Source organism: Rubricoccus marinus (genome assembly GCF_002257665.1).
GTDB lineage: Bacteria > Bacteroidota > Rhodothermia > Rhodothermales > Rubricoccaceae > Rubricoccus > Rubricoccus marinus.
Genome location: NZ_MQWB01000001.1, coordinates 2,534,318 through 2,551,402, shown reverse-complemented (window position 1 = coordinate 2,551,402; position 17,085 = coordinate 2,534,318). Strand labels below are relative to the sequence as shown.

General features: G+C 62.5%; 14 protein-coding genes. All 14 read left to right on the top strand.

The features are described from left to right. The first annotated feature begins 6 nt into the window (after window positions 1-6). The 14 genes from BSZ36_RS10855 to BSZ36_RS10790 all read left to right on the top strand — a co-directional run bounded on the left by BSZ36_RS10855 (window position 7) and on the right by BSZ36_RS10790 (window position 17,075). On the top strand, window positions 7-540 hold the full coding sequence (locus tag BSZ36_RS10855; RefSeq protein WP_094548818.1) for an NADH-quinone oxidoreductase subunit B: 534 nt from the start codon (window positions 7-9) through the stop codon (window positions 538-540). Window positions 541-595: 55 nt separating this feature from the next. After that, entirely contained in the window at window positions 596-1,318 is a 723-nt protein-coding gene (locus tag BSZ36_RS10850; protein WP_094551289.1) for an NADH-quinone oxidoreductase subunit C, read from the top strand. Between the two features lie 84 nt (window positions 1,319-1,402). Beyond that, window positions 1,403-2,830, top strand: a complete 1,428-nt coding sequence (gene nuoD / locus BSZ36_RS10845; RefSeq protein WP_094548816.1) for an NADH dehydrogenase (quinone) subunit D — start codon at window positions 1,403-1,405, stop codon at window positions 2,828-2,830. Between the two features lie 59 nt (window positions 2,831-2,889). Next, window positions 2,890-3,579 carry an NADH-quinone oxidoreductase subunit NuoE family protein gene (locus BSZ36_RS10840; protein WP_094548814.1) on the top strand — a complete coding sequence of 230 codons (690 nt, stop codon included), beginning with the start codon at window positions 2,890-2,892 and terminating at the stop codon, window positions 3,577-3,579. A gap of 2 nt (window positions 3,580-3,581) precedes the next feature. Beyond that, entirely contained in the window at window positions 3,582-4,235 is a 654-nt protein-coding gene (locus BSZ36_RS10835; RefSeq protein WP_094548812.1) for a hypothetical protein, read from the top strand. 4 nt (window positions 4,236-4,239) lie between these two features. After that, window positions 4,240-5,649 (top strand): NADH-quinone oxidoreductase subunit NuoF, encoded by a 1,410-nt coding sequence (gene nuoF / locus BSZ36_RS10830; RefSeq protein WP_094548810.1) that lies wholly within the window; start codon window positions 4,240-4,242, stop codon window positions 5,647-5,649. 65 nt (window positions 5,650-5,714) lie between these two features. Then, a complete protein-coding gene (locus BSZ36_RS10825) occupies window positions 5,715-6,266 on the top strand; it encodes a DUF4920 domain-containing protein (RefSeq protein ID WP_094548807.1) in 552 nt (183 codons plus the stop codon). 57 nt (window positions 6,267-6,323) lie between these two features. Beyond that, window positions 6,324-8,033: an NADH-quinone oxidoreductase subunit G gene (locus tag BSZ36_RS10820; RefSeq protein WP_094548805.1), complete on the top strand. Its 1,710-nt coding sequence runs from the start codon at window positions 6,324-6,326 to the stop codon at window positions 8,031-8,033. Window positions 8,034-8,115: 82 nt separating this feature from the next. Next, a complete protein-coding gene (gene nuoH / locus BSZ36_RS10815) occupies window positions 8,116-9,210 on the top strand; it encodes an NADH-quinone oxidoreductase subunit NuoH (protein ID WP_094548803.1) in 1,095 nt (364 codons plus the stop codon). A 290-nt stretch (window positions 9,211-9,500) separates the two neighbouring features. Next, window positions 9,501-11,873, top strand: coding sequence for a polysaccharide biosynthesis tyrosine autokinase (locus BSZ36_RS10810; RefSeq protein WP_094548801.1), 2,373 nt, complete (start codon window positions 9,501-9,503; stop codon window positions 11,871-11,873). Beyond that, window positions 11,870-12,667 (top strand): SLBB domain-containing protein, encoded by a 798-nt coding sequence (locus BSZ36_RS18970; RefSeq protein WP_143536855.1) that lies wholly within the window; start codon window positions 11,870-11,872, stop codon window positions 12,665-12,667. The genes BSZ36_RS10810 and BSZ36_RS18970 overlap by 4 nt, the downstream gene beginning before the upstream one ends. 20 nt (window positions 12,668-12,687) lie before the next feature. Further along, a complete protein-coding gene (locus BSZ36_RS10800; RefSeq protein WP_094548797.1) occupies window positions 12,688-13,713 on the top strand; it encodes an SDR family oxidoreductase in 1,026 nt (341 codons plus the stop codon). A gap of 224 nt (window positions 13,714-13,937) precedes the next feature. Next, window positions 13,938-15,254, top strand: a complete 1,317-nt coding sequence (locus tag BSZ36_RS10795) for a nucleotide sugar dehydrogenase (protein WP_094548795.1) — start codon at window positions 13,938-13,940, stop codon at window positions 15,252-15,254. Window positions 15,255-15,284: 30 nt separating this feature from the next. Beyond that, window positions 15,285-17,075 (top strand): ABC transporter ATP-binding protein, encoded by a 1,791-nt coding sequence (locus BSZ36_RS10790; RefSeq protein WP_094548793.1) that lies wholly within the window; start codon window positions 15,285-15,287, stop codon window positions 17,073-17,075. Window positions 17,076-17,085: the final 10 nt, after the last annotated feature.

Below are 17,085 nucleotides of genomic sequence, written 5' to 3'. Positions count from 1 at the left end.
AGCACCATGTTTAGCGAAGAAGGCGGCTTCCTCACGACCTCCGTCGACGCGGTCGTCAACTGGGCCCGGTCGAACAGCCTCATGCCCATGCCCATGGGCCTCGCCTGCTGCGCCATCGAGATGATGGGCTTCGCGGGTCCCAAGTACGACGTGGCGCGCTTCGGCTCCGAGGCCATGCGGTTCTCGCCGCGCCAGGCAGATCTCATGATCGTGGCAGGGTGGTGCTCTCACAAGATGGCCCATACCGTTCGCCGCATCTGGGACCAGATGGCCGGCCCCAAGTGGTGCATCGCGCAGGGCGCCTGCGCCTCCACAGGCGGAATGCACCGCTGCTACGGCGTGGTCCAGGGAATCGACAACTTCCTTCCTGTGGACGTGTACATCCCCGGTTGCCCGCCGCGTCCGGAGGCTGTTCTCCACGCGCTGATGGACATCCAGGAGAAGATCCGCGCCGAGCAGTCTGTCGCCAACGAGGCGCACGACCTCAGCGGTCTCGTCGTAAAGCCGACCGACGAGGAGCGCCGCCTTATCGCCGCCTAAACTCACTGCCGCTCACGCCTATAGCGTGGGCCTCTGGCGCCTCCAGCGCACCGACATGGCCGAGACTCCCAACGACTTTCACGCCACCAAGAACACCATCGGTGGGCCCGACGACGGGCTCCAGGTAGACCCGGGGCAGGAGACGCAGACGCTGAAGTTTTACTTCACGCCGCGCGTCGGCCTCGCCGGCGAGGTGGAGCGGCTCAAAAGCGAGAACCCGCATGCGAAGTCGAGCACGTATCTGCCCGACCTTGCGGACGCCCTCAAGGCGCGCTTCGGTGATGCCATCGGGGAAGTGACGCTCTACGCAGGCGAAACGACGGTTTACGTCGATCGCGCGTCCATTCGTGAGGTGTGCCGTGCCCTCCGCATGGAGATGGGCTTCGACTATCTCTCCGACATGGGGACCATCGACCGGTTCACGGAAGAGGACCGCTTCGAGGTGTTCTACAACCTGCTCAACCTCAAGGCCCGCCAGAGGCTCCGCCTCAAAGTCCGCGTGGACGAGGAGGACGCCGTTGTGCCCAGCGTGATGAGCATCTGGCGCGCCGCCGACTGGCATGAGCGCGAGGCGTGGGACATGATGGGCATCACGTTCGACGGCCACCCGGACCTCCGCCGTCTGTACATGCCGGAGGATTTCGAGTACCACCCGGCCCGCAAGGAATTCCCCACGCTCGGCATTCCCGGATCGCTCCCGCTCCCGCCCAACGAGCCCGATGGTCCGCTCACGATGGACCCCTTCGCCCGCGCCCACGGCGACATGCCCAAGCAGTAATCCGTGATGCGTGATTCGGTTGGCCCGCCTCTGCCGCCAGAGGCCCGGCCAACGCTCACGCATTCCGCATCACGAACCAGACCTATGGCCGCCATTCCCTCCAACGTCCCCGTCGCGCACGCCGCCGCCCCTGGCGACGACGAGAACCTCTTCACGTTCTGGCCGCGGCACAACGCCGCGATCTACAAGGCGCTCGCGGACAAGTACACGCACATCGAGACGCCGGCTTCCGGCGATGGCGCGGCCTCTGGTGACGGCTCGATGGGCGAGCCGGAGGTGGTCACGCCGGACGACAAGCGCCGCGCAGAGTGGCGCGAGGAGCACTCCGCGACGACGGATCCGCTGGAGAGCAGCATGATCCTCAACCTCGGGCCGCAGCACCCGGCCACGCACGGCGCGCTCCGCGTGGTCGTGCAGCTGGATGGCGAGACCATCGAGCGGTGTCTGCTCGACGTGGGCTACCTCCACCGTGGCATTGAGAAGCTGGCCGAGGTGAAGACCTACCAGGAGTTCATGCCCTACACGGACCGCATGGACTACATGTCGCCGTACTCGAACAACGTGGCGTGGTGCCTCGCGGTCGAAAAGCTGTGCGGCATTGAGGCTCCCGAGCGTGCGCAATGGCTGCGCACCATCGGCTGTGAACTGGCCCGGATCTCGTCGCACCTCCTGTGGGCCGGCACGATGGTCATGGACGCCGGCGCCCTCTCGGTCTTCCTGTGGACGTTCAAGTACCGCGAGGAGATCTACTCTCTCTTCGACGAGATCGCGGGCGCGCGCTTTACCGTTTCCCACTCCCGCATCGGTGGCCTCGCGTTCGATTTCTCGGACACGGCGCTCGCCATGATTCGCGCCTTCTGCGACGACTTCGAGCGCAACCTCGCTGACTGGCGCAAGCTGCTCGACCGCAACCGCATCTGGATCGACCGCAACATGGGCGTGGGCGTGGTCTCGTACGAGGACGCTATCGCAGAGGGCTACACCGGCCCGAGCCTTCGAGCCTCTGGCGTCGAGTACGACGTGCGCCTTTTCGAGCCCTACCTCGTGTACGACAAGCTCGACTTCGACATCCCGATGCGGACCGAGGGCGACAGCCTCGCGCGCTACTTCGTGCGCGTGGAGGAGATGCAGCAGTCGATCAACATCATCCGGCAGTGCTTGGATCGCCTGCCCTCCGGCCCGGTCCGCGTGGACAACGCGAAAGCCGCCTACCCGAGTAAGGACGAGGTCTATTACTCGATGGAGGGCATGATCCACGACTTTATGATGACCGACACCGGCGTCGCCCCGCCAAAGGGCGCCGAGTGCTACCACGCCGTCGAGAGCCCCAAGGGCGAACTCGGTTTCTTCCTCGCGAGCGACGGCACCGGCAGCCCCTGGCGCGTGAAGATGAATACTCCGTCCTACTCCAACCTCCAGGGTTTGGAGTCCATGATGGAAGGCGCGATGGTTGGCGACACCGTCGTCCTCATCGGCTCCATCGACCCCGTTATCGGCGACTCTGATAAGTAGGGTACAGGGTACGGGGTACGTGGTACCCGTCTGTACCCTGCACCTCGTACCCCGTACCCATGAGCCCACAGACCCCCGGCGGCTTCGTCTCGCCCAAACCGCAGTACACGCCCGGCGAGACGCCGGAGCGGCACTTCTCCGACGACGAACTCGTCTGGACGGAGGACGAGAAGGCGCAGATCGAGACCTACCGCGCGCAGTACCCGACGAATGACGGCGCCGTCATGAAGGGCCTCTGGCTCGCGCAGGGCAAGTTCGGCTGGCTCCCGCCAGAGGTCATTCGCCTCGTGGCCGACACGCTGGAGATCCCGTACGCGAAGGTCTATGGCGTGGCCACCTTTTACACGATGTACTTCAAGGAGAAGAAGGGGCAGTTCGTCCTCGACGTCTGCACGTGCTTCTCCTGCCAGGTCTGCGGCGGTTACGATATCCTGCACTACCTCGAAGACTCGCTCGGCGTCAAGGCTGGGATGACGACCGAGGACGGGCTGTTCACCATCCAAGAGGCCGAGTGCCTCGGCGCCTGCGGCTCCGCGCCCATGCTCCAGGTCACCAACGGCCCCTACGTCCACAACCTCACGACCGAGAAGGTGGACAAGATGATCTCGTCGCTCCGCAACGGTGAGACGCTGCCGTTCGAGAGCGTCACGCTTCCTCAGGACGAGGACGAGATGGGCGGCAACCGCCGCTCTGACACGGAAGCGGTCACCGCATACCGCACGCCGCCGGTCTCGGAGCACATCCACTAGACGTGAGCGAGCGCCCCGCCCCCCTGATCATCGCCGCTGACCGCCGCCCCTCTTTCGAGGTGCGCGGCGACGTCTCACGCACCATCGGTCGCGCCTCTGGTGAGGCGGCCTCTGGCGCCAGAGGCAAAAAGGCTGTGACGCGTCCCCCGGGCGCTGGGCTCACGCTCCGCGAGCGGCGAATCAAAAAGATCCTGCTCAAGGAACTGGAGAAGCTCAAGAAAGGAGAGGGCGGGGGAGGCCTGAGCTACGCCGAGAAGCAGAAGCTGGAGAAAACGCTCGATGTAGGGTTCATCGACGCCGAACTGGCAAAGATGGATCAGTTCGACCGGCGGATGAAGCTGCTTCGCAATTGGGCGGCCATTCCCGTCATCGTGATCGCCGTCGCTGCCACGGCCTGGAATCTCGCCAGCGGCCAGCCGTTCGACGCCATTTTCCCTGCGCTCTGGCCCGCGCTTATCGGCTTCTCGCTCCTGATGCAGGCGAAAGCCAACAAGCGAAAGCGTTGGATCTACGAAGCCCTCCGCGAACTCTCCGACGCCGACGACCTCGACGTCCAACTTCCCGAGTCCGTCGCCCTCGCCGACCTGCTCATCGACCGCATCGTCGAAGCCGAAGACGCCACCTCTGGCGTCCCGCTCCGCCGCACCCGCGCCTAAACACATGGCCGACACCGACACCCTCCTCACCGGCGCCTCCAAAGCAGGCGACTGGCGCTCGTACGAGCGCGTCATCCTGCCGCCGATCAAGGACCTGCACAAGATCGAGGTCTACGAGCGCGAGGCCAATGGCTACAAAGCCCTCCGCGACGTGATCGTGGACGGCAAGTTCGATCCCAAAGGTCTGACTGATCACGTCAAGGCCTCGGGCCTCCGCGGACGCGGCGGCGCCGGGTTCTCGACGGGCCTGAAGTGGAGCTTCATGCCTCCGGTCGACCCCGACAAGCCGCGCTACCTCGCGTGCAACGGCGACGAGTCTGAGCCGGGCACCTTTAAGGACCGCCAGATCTTCGAGTACAACCCGCACCTCATGATCGAGGGCATCGTGTTGGCGTGTTACGCCATGACGATCAAGACGTGCTACCTCTACATCCGAGGTGAGTACTGGGAGTACGTCGAGCACGTGCAGAAGGCGGTCGATGAGGCCTATGCCAAGGGGTACCTCGGCAAGAACATCATGGGCACGGACTTCTCGACGGATCTCGTCGTGCAGGCCGGCGCAGGCGCCTACATCTGCGGCGAGGAGACGAGTCTTCTCAACTCCGTTGAGGGTAAGCGCGCCTATCCGCGCATCAAGCCCCCGTTCCCGGCTCAGAAGGGGCTGTGGAACATGCCGACGACCATCAACAACGTAGAGACGCTCGCGGACGTGCCGCTGATCGTCAACCGCGGCGCGGAGTGGTTCGCGGGCATCGGTCCAGCCAAGCACCCTGGTCCAGTCCTCTACGGCATCTCGGGCCACGTCAACCGCCCGGGCGTCTACGAGTACCCGACCGGCATGCTCATCACCGATCTCCTGGAGGTCGCTGGTGGCGCCAGAGGCGGCAAGAAGATCAAGGCCGTTGTCCCTGGCGGTAGCTCCACGCCTCCGCTCACGTGGGAGATGGCGCTGAATGCGTCGATGGATGCCGAGACGCTCCGCGAAGCGGGTTCGTCCATGGGCACCGCCGGTCTGTGCTTCCTGGATGAGGACACGGACATGGTGAGCTTCACACGGCGCATCGCGCACTTCTACCATCACGAGTCCTGCGGCCAGTGCACGCCCTGCCGCGACGGCACGGGCTGGATGGAGAAGCTCCTCGCGCGCATCGACGCGGGCGAAGGCTACACCCGCGACCTCGACCTCCTGCTCGACCTCTGCGACCAGATGGAGGGCCGGACGGTCTGCGCCCTCGCCGACGCCGCCGCATGGCCCGTCCGCTGGGGCATCAAGCGCTTCCGCCACGAGTTCGAGGCCAAGTGCCAGCAGACTGCCTTCGCGGGCGCCGACCTTGCCTCTGGCGACGGCGCAAGCGCTGAGCCTGTCCTGGAAGGGGAGGAGGACCACACCATCACCCCCGGCGGCACTCCCTGATCCTCTCGCGCCAGAAGCCGCCCCTTTGGTCGGTACCTTCGCGCCAGCCCCCAACACCTCCTGACATGAGACGTTTCCTTCTTCTCCCTGCTCTCGCGCTCGCCTTCACGGCGTGCTCCTCCGAGTCTGACGCGCCAGAGGCCGCTGGCGACGACGTTGCCGTCGCTTCTGACGCTCCAGACGCCGGCGATGCGATGGCGGGTGCCGAAACCACCGTTGGTGAGCCCCTGGGCTCTGACCTGGAGATCCTCCCCGTCTCGTCTGTCATCGAGCAGGCCAGTGATCTGGATGGTGAGACGCTCGTCGTCGAGGGCACCGTGTCCAAGATTTGTCAGGTGAAGGGCTGCTGGCTGACGCTCCAGAACGAGGCTGGCGAGACGTTCCGCGTTGCCGTTCCCAAAGACGACGCAGGCGAATACGTCTTCACCTTCCCGATGGACGTCACGGGCGCGACCGCCCAGCTAGCCGGCACGTTCTCCGTCGAGGAGGAATCCGTTGAGGACCAGAAGCACCTCGCTGAGGACGAGGGCCAGTCGCCGGAGGCCATCGAAGCCATCACGGCGCCCAAGCGCACCTACGTTCTGACCGCCTCTGGCGCTCGCCTGACGCGCGCCTAATCCCGATTTCGCCTCTGGCACGCGCCAGAGGCTTGACCGCACACCGCATCCCGCCCCATGCCGACGCTCACGATAGACGGCACCCCCCAAGAGTTCGAGCCCGGTGACAAGGTGCTCCAGTTCTGCCTCGATCACGGCGTCGAGGTGCCGCACTTCTGCTACCACCCGGCGCTGAGCGTCCCGGCCAACTGCCGTCAGTGCTTGGTGAAGGCGGGCACCCCCATGATGGACCGCGAGACTCGCGAGCCTGTCCTGGACGATGATGGCAACCCGAAGATCAACTACTTCCCGAAGCTCATGCCGAGCTGCGCGCTGGACGCGACGGATGGGATGGTCGTTCACACCCAACAGGACTCCGTAGAGGTTGCCGAGGCGCAGGCCAGCAACTTGGAGATCATGCTGGTCAACCACCCGCTGGACTGCCCGATCTGCGATCAGGCCGGACAGTGCCCGTTGCAGATCCAGGCGTACAAGTACGGTCCCGAGGGATCACGCTTCGAGTTCCAGAAGGTGCACAAGCCCAAGCGCATTCAGCTTGGGCCGAACGTGATCCTGGACGCCGAGCGCTGCATCAACTGCACGCGCTGCACCCGCTTCACGGCCGAGGTGACAGAGACGCACCAGCTCACCATCATCAACCGGGGTGACAAGAACCACCCGATGACGGCCCCGGGCGAGGTCTTTGACGACGCCTACTCGATGTGCACGACGGACATCTGCCCCGTTGGTGCGCTGACCGAGGATTACTTCCGGTTCAAAGCGCGCGTCTGGGAGATGTCCAAGACGCCCTCTGTCTCCGACTTCGGCGGCAAGGGGATCAACGTGGATCTCTGGGTCCGCAACAACCAGATCCTCCGCATCACGCCGCGTGAGAACCTGGATGTCAACGAGTACTGGATGCCCGACGCGGCCCGCCTCGTCTACAGCACCTACAACGAGAACCGGGCCTCTGGCGCGATGGTCAACGGTGCTCCTACGGAGTGGGACGCTGCCTACGACGCGGCAGCCGACGCGCTCCAAAACGCCAGAGGAGTGTTCTTCCTCGGCTCCGCTTCGGCAACGGTCGAGGACAACCACCTGCTCGCGAAGCTCGCCGAGTCTGTTGGCGCTGAGACGCCGCGCTACTTCTCACGGCGAGAAGAGGGGAGTGGCGATGGCTTCCTGATCTCGGACGATCCCGCGCCGAACACAGAAGGGGTCGAGCGCCTAGGCTTCCAGGCGATCGATCCGCTCACCATGGCTGGAGCGATCGCAAACGCCGACGTGGTCTACATCCTCCACGACGATCCCGTCGCGATGGGCGTGGCTGCGGGGGACCTGGAAGGCAAGACGGTGATCCTGCACCCGACCCACAGCACGAACGAGACGCTGCCTCTGGCGGACATCGTGCTTCCGATCACGATGAGCGTCGAGACGCTCGGCACGTTCGTGAGCGAAGACGGGCGCGCGCAGCTTCTCCGCCCGGCCAAGATGATCCGCGCGGTCAACCGCTCGCTCATGATGGCCTCCGGCGTGGGTCAGGGCCGCCCCGACAAGGTGGGCACGCCGTTCGACCGCTGGCACGACGAGGACAACAAGGTGGACTGCCTTCCTGGTTGGACGTCGCTCCCGGCAGTGGCGGAGCGTCTCGGCAAGCCGATGCACGTTCGCTCACCGCGCCAGGTCATGTCAGAGGTCTCCGATTCCAACCCTGCTTTCGCGGGCGTCACCCACGAGGCCATGGGCCTTCTCGGCGTCTCGCTCCAAACCGAAGCCGAACCCGCATAGCCCTGCTTCTGGCGCCGATACCCTCGCGCCAGAGGCCTGACCGCTTCCCCGCTGGCGTCTCCGCCAGAGGCCCCTCACCCGAATGGAACTGCTCGTCTCTGTGTGGCAGGTCGTTGACCTCCCGCTCGCCATCTTCCTCGTCATCAACCTCCTGCTGGTGACGGCCTCGTTGCTCGTCTATGCAGAGCGAGTAGTGAGTGCGTTCATCCAAGAGCGGTCAGGCCCCAACCGAGTCGGTCCGCGCGGGTTGCTCCAGCCGTTTGCGGATGTGTTCAAGCTCCTCTTCAAAGAGGACATCGTGCCAACAGCTGGTAACGGATTCATCCACTCGCTGGCGCCCGTACTGATGGTGGTCATTGCGATGAGCACCGCCGCAGTTATTCCGTTCGCCGGTTCAGCCGCTGGCGGCCCTGTTGTGATTGCGGACGTGAGCGTAGGGCTTCTCCTCATCCTCGCGATGACGAGCATCTCGGTGTACGGAATCACTCTCGCTGGTTGGGCCTCCAACTCCAAGTACTCCTTGCTGGGAGGGCTCCGCTCCTCGGCGCAGATGATTTCGTACGAGCTCGCGATGGGCGCTGCTGCTCTCTCTGTCGTCCTCTATGCGGGCAGCCTCTCGATGTTCGACATCGTGGAAAGCCAGAACGAGTGGGGCATCCTAGGCTGGAACATCTTCCGCAACCCCGTCGGGTTCGTGGTATTCGCGGTCTGTGCCTTGGCAGAAACCAACCGCGCACCGTTTGACCTGCCAGAGGCTGAGCAGGAACTGGTGGGGGGCTACCACACGGAGTACTCGGGAATGAAGTTCGGGATGTTCTTCTTGGCGGAGTACGTCAACCTCTGGATCGCGAGCATGGTTGTCGCCACGCTCTTTCTCGGTGGTTATTTGCTCCCGTTCCAGGGCTTCTTCGTCGACGTGCTTGGCGTAGACGGCCTTCTGTTGACAGCGCTTCAGATGATCACGCTTGTCGCGAAAACGGCATTCTTCGCCTTCTGCTTCATCTGGATTCGCTGGACGCTGCCTCGTTTTAAGTACGATCAGCTGATGAACCTCGGTTGGAAGTACCTGTTGCCAATCGCCATCGCCAACATCTTTGTGATTGCCTTGGTCGTCATCGGCCTCTTCTTCGGCTTTGGCGTGTTTGAAGGCCGGACGATCCCAGGATTGGGCCTGTAGCGCCAGAGGCCTTCATCAGGAACAGCGCGCCCGGTCTCTCTGCGAGTCCGGGCGCCTCGCGTTTAGGTCGACTCTCCAATCTGTATGGCGAAAGAGAAGCGCGAGCTATGTGTTCGTAGCACTCTCTTGGGTAGGAGTGAGCGTTGTGTCGCCAGAGGCCGCTTTGCGAATGGGTGTGACCTGTAGGGGAAGAATGGTCCCTGTCCCGAGAGCGGGTGTAGAGACAGCGCTGCTGCCGTAAGTTCTAGCTCCAATCCACACTCGTCCAGGCTGAAGGGCGACCGACCATTATGGGACCGACCCAACCGTTTCCCCCCGATTCGTTCCAGGCACCGGCCGGGCCGGCTCCCGGCGAGCACGTCGATTACGCGCGCTCCGGCTATTACGGGCCCGCAAACAAGCCTCCGTCTGACTTTGGAACGCAGCTTCGCGACTGGGTCGATCTGATCATTCGAGGCCGGAACTGGGTTCTTGCGACGTTCTTAATGGTTGCGATCCCGGTTACCATCTACGCGATTCTGGCGCCGAATGTGTATCGGGCTTCGTCCTTCCTCTACATTGAGTCCAACGATCAAGCAGCACTGACTACGGTAGGTTCGATGGGAGCCGGAACACAGGGTACTGTGGCCAACGAGCTTTACCTCTTGCAGTACGCACAGGACCTTGCCGACGACGCCGCGCGTGCGCTTCTCGTGGAGGCGGAAACGGCGGGGGGTGAGTTGCCCATTACGCAAACGAATGACGGTGACCTTGCACCGGTCGAGACGGTCGCTAACCGCGTTGGCAACGCGATTAGGGTAGACGGCGCCCAAGACGGGGTTGAAGGTATCCAGATCTCAGCCGTTAGTCAGTCCCCTGTAGAGGCCGCGCGCGTCGCCAACCTGTATGCGGATCTATACGTGGCTCGTACCCAGTCATCTAGCCGCTCGTCCGTTTCCGCAAGCCGCAGCTTCCTCAAGCGTCAGGTGGATTCAGTCGCGGTCGAGCTTCGGGCCCGCGAAGAGGCTACTGAGGCTTATATGAATCGCGAAGGTGCCGTCCGGCTGGATCAAGAGGCCTCTAATCTCGTTGGCCAACTGTCGCAGCTCGAGGCAGAGCGTGATCAGGCACGCGTCGAGGTCGGCATCCGGTCCAACCAGATCGCCACGCTCCGCAACCAGATTGAGAGCCTTGAGCAAAACGTCGAGACGCGACTCAGGGCAACGGCGGACCGCGAACTGTCCGAGTCCCAGGCACGAGTTGCAAGCCTTCGAGCACAACTCAACCAGGAGTACCTCAGCAACCCCGAGTTCAGAAATGGCGGGGCTGATGTGCCTGCTCGCGTTCTAAACGCGCAGCGGGAGGTCGCGACGCTGGAGCGGCGGATTGAGCAGCTCAGCGGCCAAATCGCGCGTGAGGCGATGGCTGCCGGCGGCGTCGATGGCAACACCTCGGGCCTTTCTCGCATCGCGAACCTCCGGGATCAGTTGGGGCAGGCTCAAGTGGAGTTGAGCGGCCTACGCGAGCGCATCAACATCCTCAACAGCCGGATCAGCGAGTACCAGGGTGACCTCGACCAAGTGCCGGCTCAGACGGTAGATCTCGCTCGCCTCATTCGCGATCGGGAAAGCACCGAGCAACTCCTACGTAACCTGACGGCGAAGCTTCAAGAGGTCAGCGTCCGCGAGTCCGCGGAGCTGGGTTACGCAGAAGTGCTACGGCCGGCCCCTGTACCCTCGACGCCAGCGGCCCCGAACCGGACGCGCATCATGATGCTTGGCCTAGCCATTGGACTCGGTCTCGGCGTCGTCCTCGCCGTTGGTCGGGACCAGTTGGACCAGCGGATTCGCCGTCCCATTGACCTCCGTGACATGGGCTACCCCGTGTTGGGCGTGATCCCGAGCATCGACCGTCTGATCGAAGACGACTTCGGCGGAGCTGAAACTGTCCGGGTCCAAGACCGTGACGTAGATACGCGGCTAGTCACGCTGCTCGTGCCTGTCGCCCAGGCCTCCGAAGCCTTTCGAGGTCTGCGTACGAGCATCCAGTTTTCCCGTCCAGATACAGTTATCCAAACAATCCTGGTCACTTCAGGGAGTCCAGGCGAGGGCAAGACGACAATGTCCTCAAACCTCGCCGCGGTGATGGCGCAGTCCGGACGCCGCACCCTCTTGGTTGACTGCGACTTGCGCCGCTCGCGCGCGCATAAACTGTTCGGTCTCAACCGGGAGCCGGGCTTGACCGACCTCCTCTCGCGAGGCGCCAACGGTCCAGCCTCTGGCGCAGCCATCGGGGCTGTGGAGGTGGCGGACGATCTCTTCGTCCTGCCCGCTGGTTCCCACGTTCCAAACCCGTCGGAACACCTCGGGTCTCTCGCGTTGCGTCAGCAACTTGACCAGTTCAAGAAGGAGTTCGACATCATCATCTTAGATGCTCCACCTGTCATGGCAGCTACCGATGCCGTCCTGCTCTCCACGCAGGTGGATGCGTCTATGCTCGTCGCTGCCGCAGGTAAGACGAAGGACTACGAGTTGGAGTTCGCCGTCACGGAGCTCACTAACGTGGGCGCTCACATCATCGGTGTTGTGCTCAACCGGTTCGACATCACTAAGGAATACGCTTACCGCGCGCAGTACAGGTACCAGTACGGGAAGAAGTACACCTACGGCGCGTCGTCCACATGATCCGATACGCCGCCACAATCGCACTCCTCGCCTGCCTATCCCTACCGGCAGCCTACTCCCAAACGGGAAGCACAGGCGAACTCGATCCCCTCTCACGGACCGCCTCATCAGCTCCAGGCTTCTTTTACAAGTTCGAGCGCAACGATCGCCTTATCAGCGTTAGAACCTCGGGCGCTATACAGAACGCCGTCGTTCTAGTCGGGGAAGGTGCTACGGTCGCCGACCTGATCTCCTTGTCCGGTGGTGTCACTGTAGACCGGTTGGGGAACGCTACCGTTCGGCTGCACCGTCAGGGGCGCGTGGTTTCCGAAATGGAAGTCCGAGATCTGTACACCGACAGCAGCCTCGCCCCAGCACTCCAAGAGGGGGATGTCGTCGAGGTAGTAGGGTTGAACTCAACTGTCCCTGGTTTCTTCGTCCATACGGAGCCAGGCGTTGAGTCCTTCTCCGTCACGGCCTCTGGCGCATTCGCTTCCCCCGGTCGCTATACCTTGAACGTTGGAAGCACAGTGGGCGATCTGGTAGCGTATGCGGGCGGTCTCGGCTCTCTAGGCGTTCGGGACTCCCGCACAGACGTTACGGCAACGGTGCGGCTCTACAGGAGTGGGGAGGTCGTGATGGAGTCCCCGCTTAGAGAGCTATATGCACAGCCGACGATGCTCTTACAACCCGGCGACGCACTCGATCTCGAGGTTGTCTCACGCAGCAGGACTCCCCTCTGGCGAGACGTGCTCAGCGTTACGACGACCATACTGGGCGTGGTGGTGGTGGTGGAGCGCGTGTTCTTCCGCTAAAACACCACACCTGAACACCGATGCTTGCTGACACCTTACGAGACCCCCGCACATGGTGCGTGACAGGGGCAGCGGGCTTTATCGGTTCGCACCTTGTGGAGACCTTGCTCGAGCATGGGCAACGGGTCGTCGCCCTCGACAACTTCTCAACCGGCCACCGGCGCAACCTAGACGATGTCCGAAGGTCTGTAGGACCTGACGCATGGGAGAGCTTCCGCCTTGTAGAAGGCGACATCCGCGAGTTGGAGGTATGTAAAAGAGCGGTTTCCGGCGTTGACGCCGTTCTGCACCAAGCTGCTTTGGGGTCCGTACCGAGGTCAATAGCTGACCCTCTGGCGACACACCAGGTCAACGTCGACGGGTTCGTTAACATGCTGCTCGCCACGCGTGACGCGGGGATCGGACGGTTCGTTTACGCCTCGTCGTCGTCCGTCTATGGCGATCACCCTGGGCTTCCGAAAGTGGAGGGGAAGATCGGTACACCGCTGTCTCCTTATGCCGTTTCCAAGAGGACGAACGAGCTCTACGCCCGAACCTTCGAAGATCATTACGACCTCACGTGCGTCGGCCTCCGGTACTTCAACGTGTTTGGTCCGCGCCAAGACCCCAATGGAGCGTACGCTGCCGTTATTCCGAAGTGGGTTGGGCAGCTTTTATCTGGCGATCGCCCACATGTGCATGGGGATGGAGAGACCAGCCGAGACTTCTGCTACGTACGGAACGTCGTACAAGCGAATATTAAAGCCGCAGTCACGCCAGAGGTTTGTGGCGTTTTCAATGTAGCATACCAGGCTAGGACGACTCTCTTGGATCTGTACCGATATATCGTAAGTGGGCTTGAAGCATACGTAGGCGGTGAGTTGCCTTCCGAGCCCACGTTCGGTCCCTTCAGGGAGGGGGATGTCCAGCATTCCTTAGCGGACACCTCGCGCGCTCAGGCAATCCTGGACTATTCGCCTTCCCATTCTGTTCGCGAAGGGTTAGAAGAAACGTTGGCTTGGTACGCATCCGCTCATAAGGGCGCCGTAGAGGACGCTATCGCTTAGGTCTGTGGTAGCTTTATCTCACCGTGGTTTTTGTCGACCGGCCGGCGGTAAGGTGAAAAATCATCGTCCGGTTCACGCAGGGCTCACAAGCAGATTGAACAGAGAACGCGTGGGAGAAGACGGTTAAGGGGGGGCTACTGTAGCTTCGGTAGACTGCCCGCTAGAGAAATTCCTTCCAGGCTGGCCATTCCTTGCTCCCCGTCCTAACCGCTACTTACCGACTCGTGAACGACTCCACTTCTCGCGCCTTACAGGATCTCCTCAAGCGCATCGACGAACGGAGCGCGCGGGTCGGCGTAATCGGTCTGGGTTACGTGGGGCTGCCCCTAGCAGTGGTCTTCGCTGAAGCTGGACTGCAAGTCGTTGGCGTTGACGTCAACGAAGCCGTCGCGAGGGGAGTGAACCTAGGTGAGTCCCACGTCGAAGACATTCCGAGCAGCCGGTTGCAACCGCTCGTCGAGAATGGGCTCCTCTCTGCCACGACCGATTTCAGCGCGCTGTCCGATTGCGATGGGATCTCGATCTGCGTGCCGACCCCGCTGCGGAAGACGGGGGACCCCGACGTCTCGTACATCATCGCCGCGACGGAGCAAGTGAAAGCGCATATCCGCCCGGGCACGGTGGTCGTGCTGGAGAGCACGACGTACCCCGGTACTACGAGGGAAGTCATTCTCCCGGAGCTTGAGGAGGAAGGCCTCACCGTTGGGAAAGACCTGTTTCTCTGCTTCTCGCCGGAACGCGTCGACCCGGGCAGGGAAGACTGGACGACGGTGAACACCCCGAAGGTGATGGGCGGCGTGACCGACGCGTGCGTTGAGGCCGGGATGGCGTTGTACGGCGCGGCGATCGAGACGCTGGTTCCCGTGACAAGCCCGGAGTCTGCGGAGATGGTGAAGCTGCTAGAGAACACGTTCCGAGCTGTAAACATCGGCCTTGCGAATGAACTTCTTATCATGTGCGACAGGCTGGGCCTCGACGTTTGGGAGATCATTGATGCAGCCTCTACGAAACCATTTGGCTTCATGAGGTTCACGCCGGGTCCTGGGTTGGGAGGCCACTGCATCCCCATCGACCCGTTGTACCTCTCGTGGAAGCTCCGCTCTCTTAACTACACGGCCCGGTTTATAGAACTGGCGAGCGAAGTGAACACGTCGATGCCGGCCTACTGGGTACAGCACATCCAGGATGCCCTCAACGAGGAGGGCAAGGCCATCAAAGGGAGCCGCGTACTGGTAGTTGGCGTGGCGTACAAGCGCGACATCAGCGACATGCGAGAGAGCCCGGCTTTGGACATCATCCAGCTTCTCCAAGATAAGGGGGCCGACGTCAGCTACCATGACCCCCACGTGCCCGTGCTCGATCACGCCGGCATTCACCTCCGCTCTAGCGGGGTTGAAGAGGGGATGGGCGCTGCTGACTGTGTCGTCGTCGTAACGGACCACACCGACGTGGACTGGGACGCCGTGGGCACATTTAAGGGGGCCTTGGTTGACACGCGTGCGGTGCTAAACCGCCAGAAAGCAACAGCTCTCGCGACGTAAGAATTGCCTCGGTCCGCCAGAGGCGGTCTCATGCAAATAATTCAGCAGCTCTATAAGCTTTTCAACCGCCGAGAGCGGTTGCAACTGTCTGTGCTCTTGGTAGGGCTCATCGTTCGCGCGTGTATTGAAATGGTCGGCGTGGGGAGCATCGCGCCGTTTATGAGTGTCGTAGCGGACCCCTCGGTCGTGGAGACCAACGAGTGGTTGCGAAAAGCGTATGTCGGGTTCGGCTTTGAGTCCACAACCTCGTTTCTGATCGCGCTCGGCCTGGCTGTGGTCGCGGTCCTGGCGATTAGCAACGCGATTAGCGCGCTCACGATTTGGGCCATGCTCAGGTTCTCGTGGGGGATGCACCATCGTTTGTCGTTACGCCTTCTCAAGGGGTACCTCTCTCAGCCTTATTCGTTCTTCGTTCAACGGAACAGCGCGCAGTTCAACAACAGCATCCTGTCTGAGGTACAGACCGTGATGAATGGGGTGTTATCTCCCGCGTTGAACGTGCTCGCTCGGTTCCTCGTCGTCGTCGCGCTGATCGTTCTTATCATCTTACTCGACCCGTTATTAGCGCTTGCAACGGTCCTCGTATTGGGGGGCGCGTATGGAGGGATCTACTACTTGGTGCGTACGAAACAGCGCAGGCTGGGTAGGCAAAAGGTGCAAGCAAACGAGAAGCGGTACAAGATCACCGGCGAGGCGTTTGGCGGTATCAAAGACGTGAAGGTCTTAGGTCGAGAAGACGCGTTCGCGTCCAGGTTCGCCCCGTACTCGTGGACGTACTCGCAAGCGACGGCGTCGAACCGCGCCATCGCCCAACTCCCTCGCTACCTCTTAGAGACCATCGCGTTTGGGGGGATCATCCTCATCGTCGTGTACTACCTCAGCGCGGGGGAGGGGATTGCCCGGATCCTTCCGACGATTAGCCTCTACGCGTTTGCTGGCTTCCGCTTAATGCCAGAGCTACAGAACATGTTTGGGTCATTCGCGAGCATGCGGTTCAGCCAGGCGGCCTTGGACGACCTCACGGACGACATCGCGGAGTTCAAGCCCCGTGGCCAACGCGACGAATCCACTGAGCCTCTGGCGTTCCAGCAAAGCATCGAGCTTCAGGACGTCACGTTCCGGTACGACGGGGGCGAGACGCCCGCTCTGGACGCGATCTCGCTGCGCATCCCGAAGAACCACACAGTAGGGCTCGTAGGTCCGAGCGGGTCCGGCAAGACGACTCTTGTGGACCTGCTGCTGGGGTTGTACGTGCCGGAGAGTGGGGCCATCCTCGTAGACGGTCGGCCTCTGGCGGAGCCGACGATGCGCGCATGGCGGCGTCAAATCGGGTACGTCCCGCAGCATATCTTCCTTTGTGATGACACGATCGCGAACAACATTGCCTTCGGGGTACCCCCCGAAGAAGTGGACCACAAGCAAGTAGAGCGGGCGTCCCGTATCGCCCACCTCCACGACTTTATCGGCTCCCTTCCCGACAAATACAGAACGGTAGTGGGAGAGCGCGGCGTCCGGTTGAGCGGCGGCCAGCGCCAAAGGATCGGCATCGCCCGCGCGCTCTATCACGACCCAGAGGTGCTTGTTATGGACGAGGCGACCAGCGCGCTGGACGGCGTGACGGAGGACGCCGTGATGGAAGCCGTAAGCGACCTCTCCGGGCAGAAAACGCTCGTACTCATCGCGCACCGCATCACGACGGTCCGCGACTGCGACCGCATCTTCTTGATGAAGGACGGCAAGGTCGCAGAGACGGGCACCTACGACGAACTCGCTGAGCAAAGCGCCGCGTTCCGTGCGATGGCAAAGCTGGAACCGGCCTGACGCACAACCC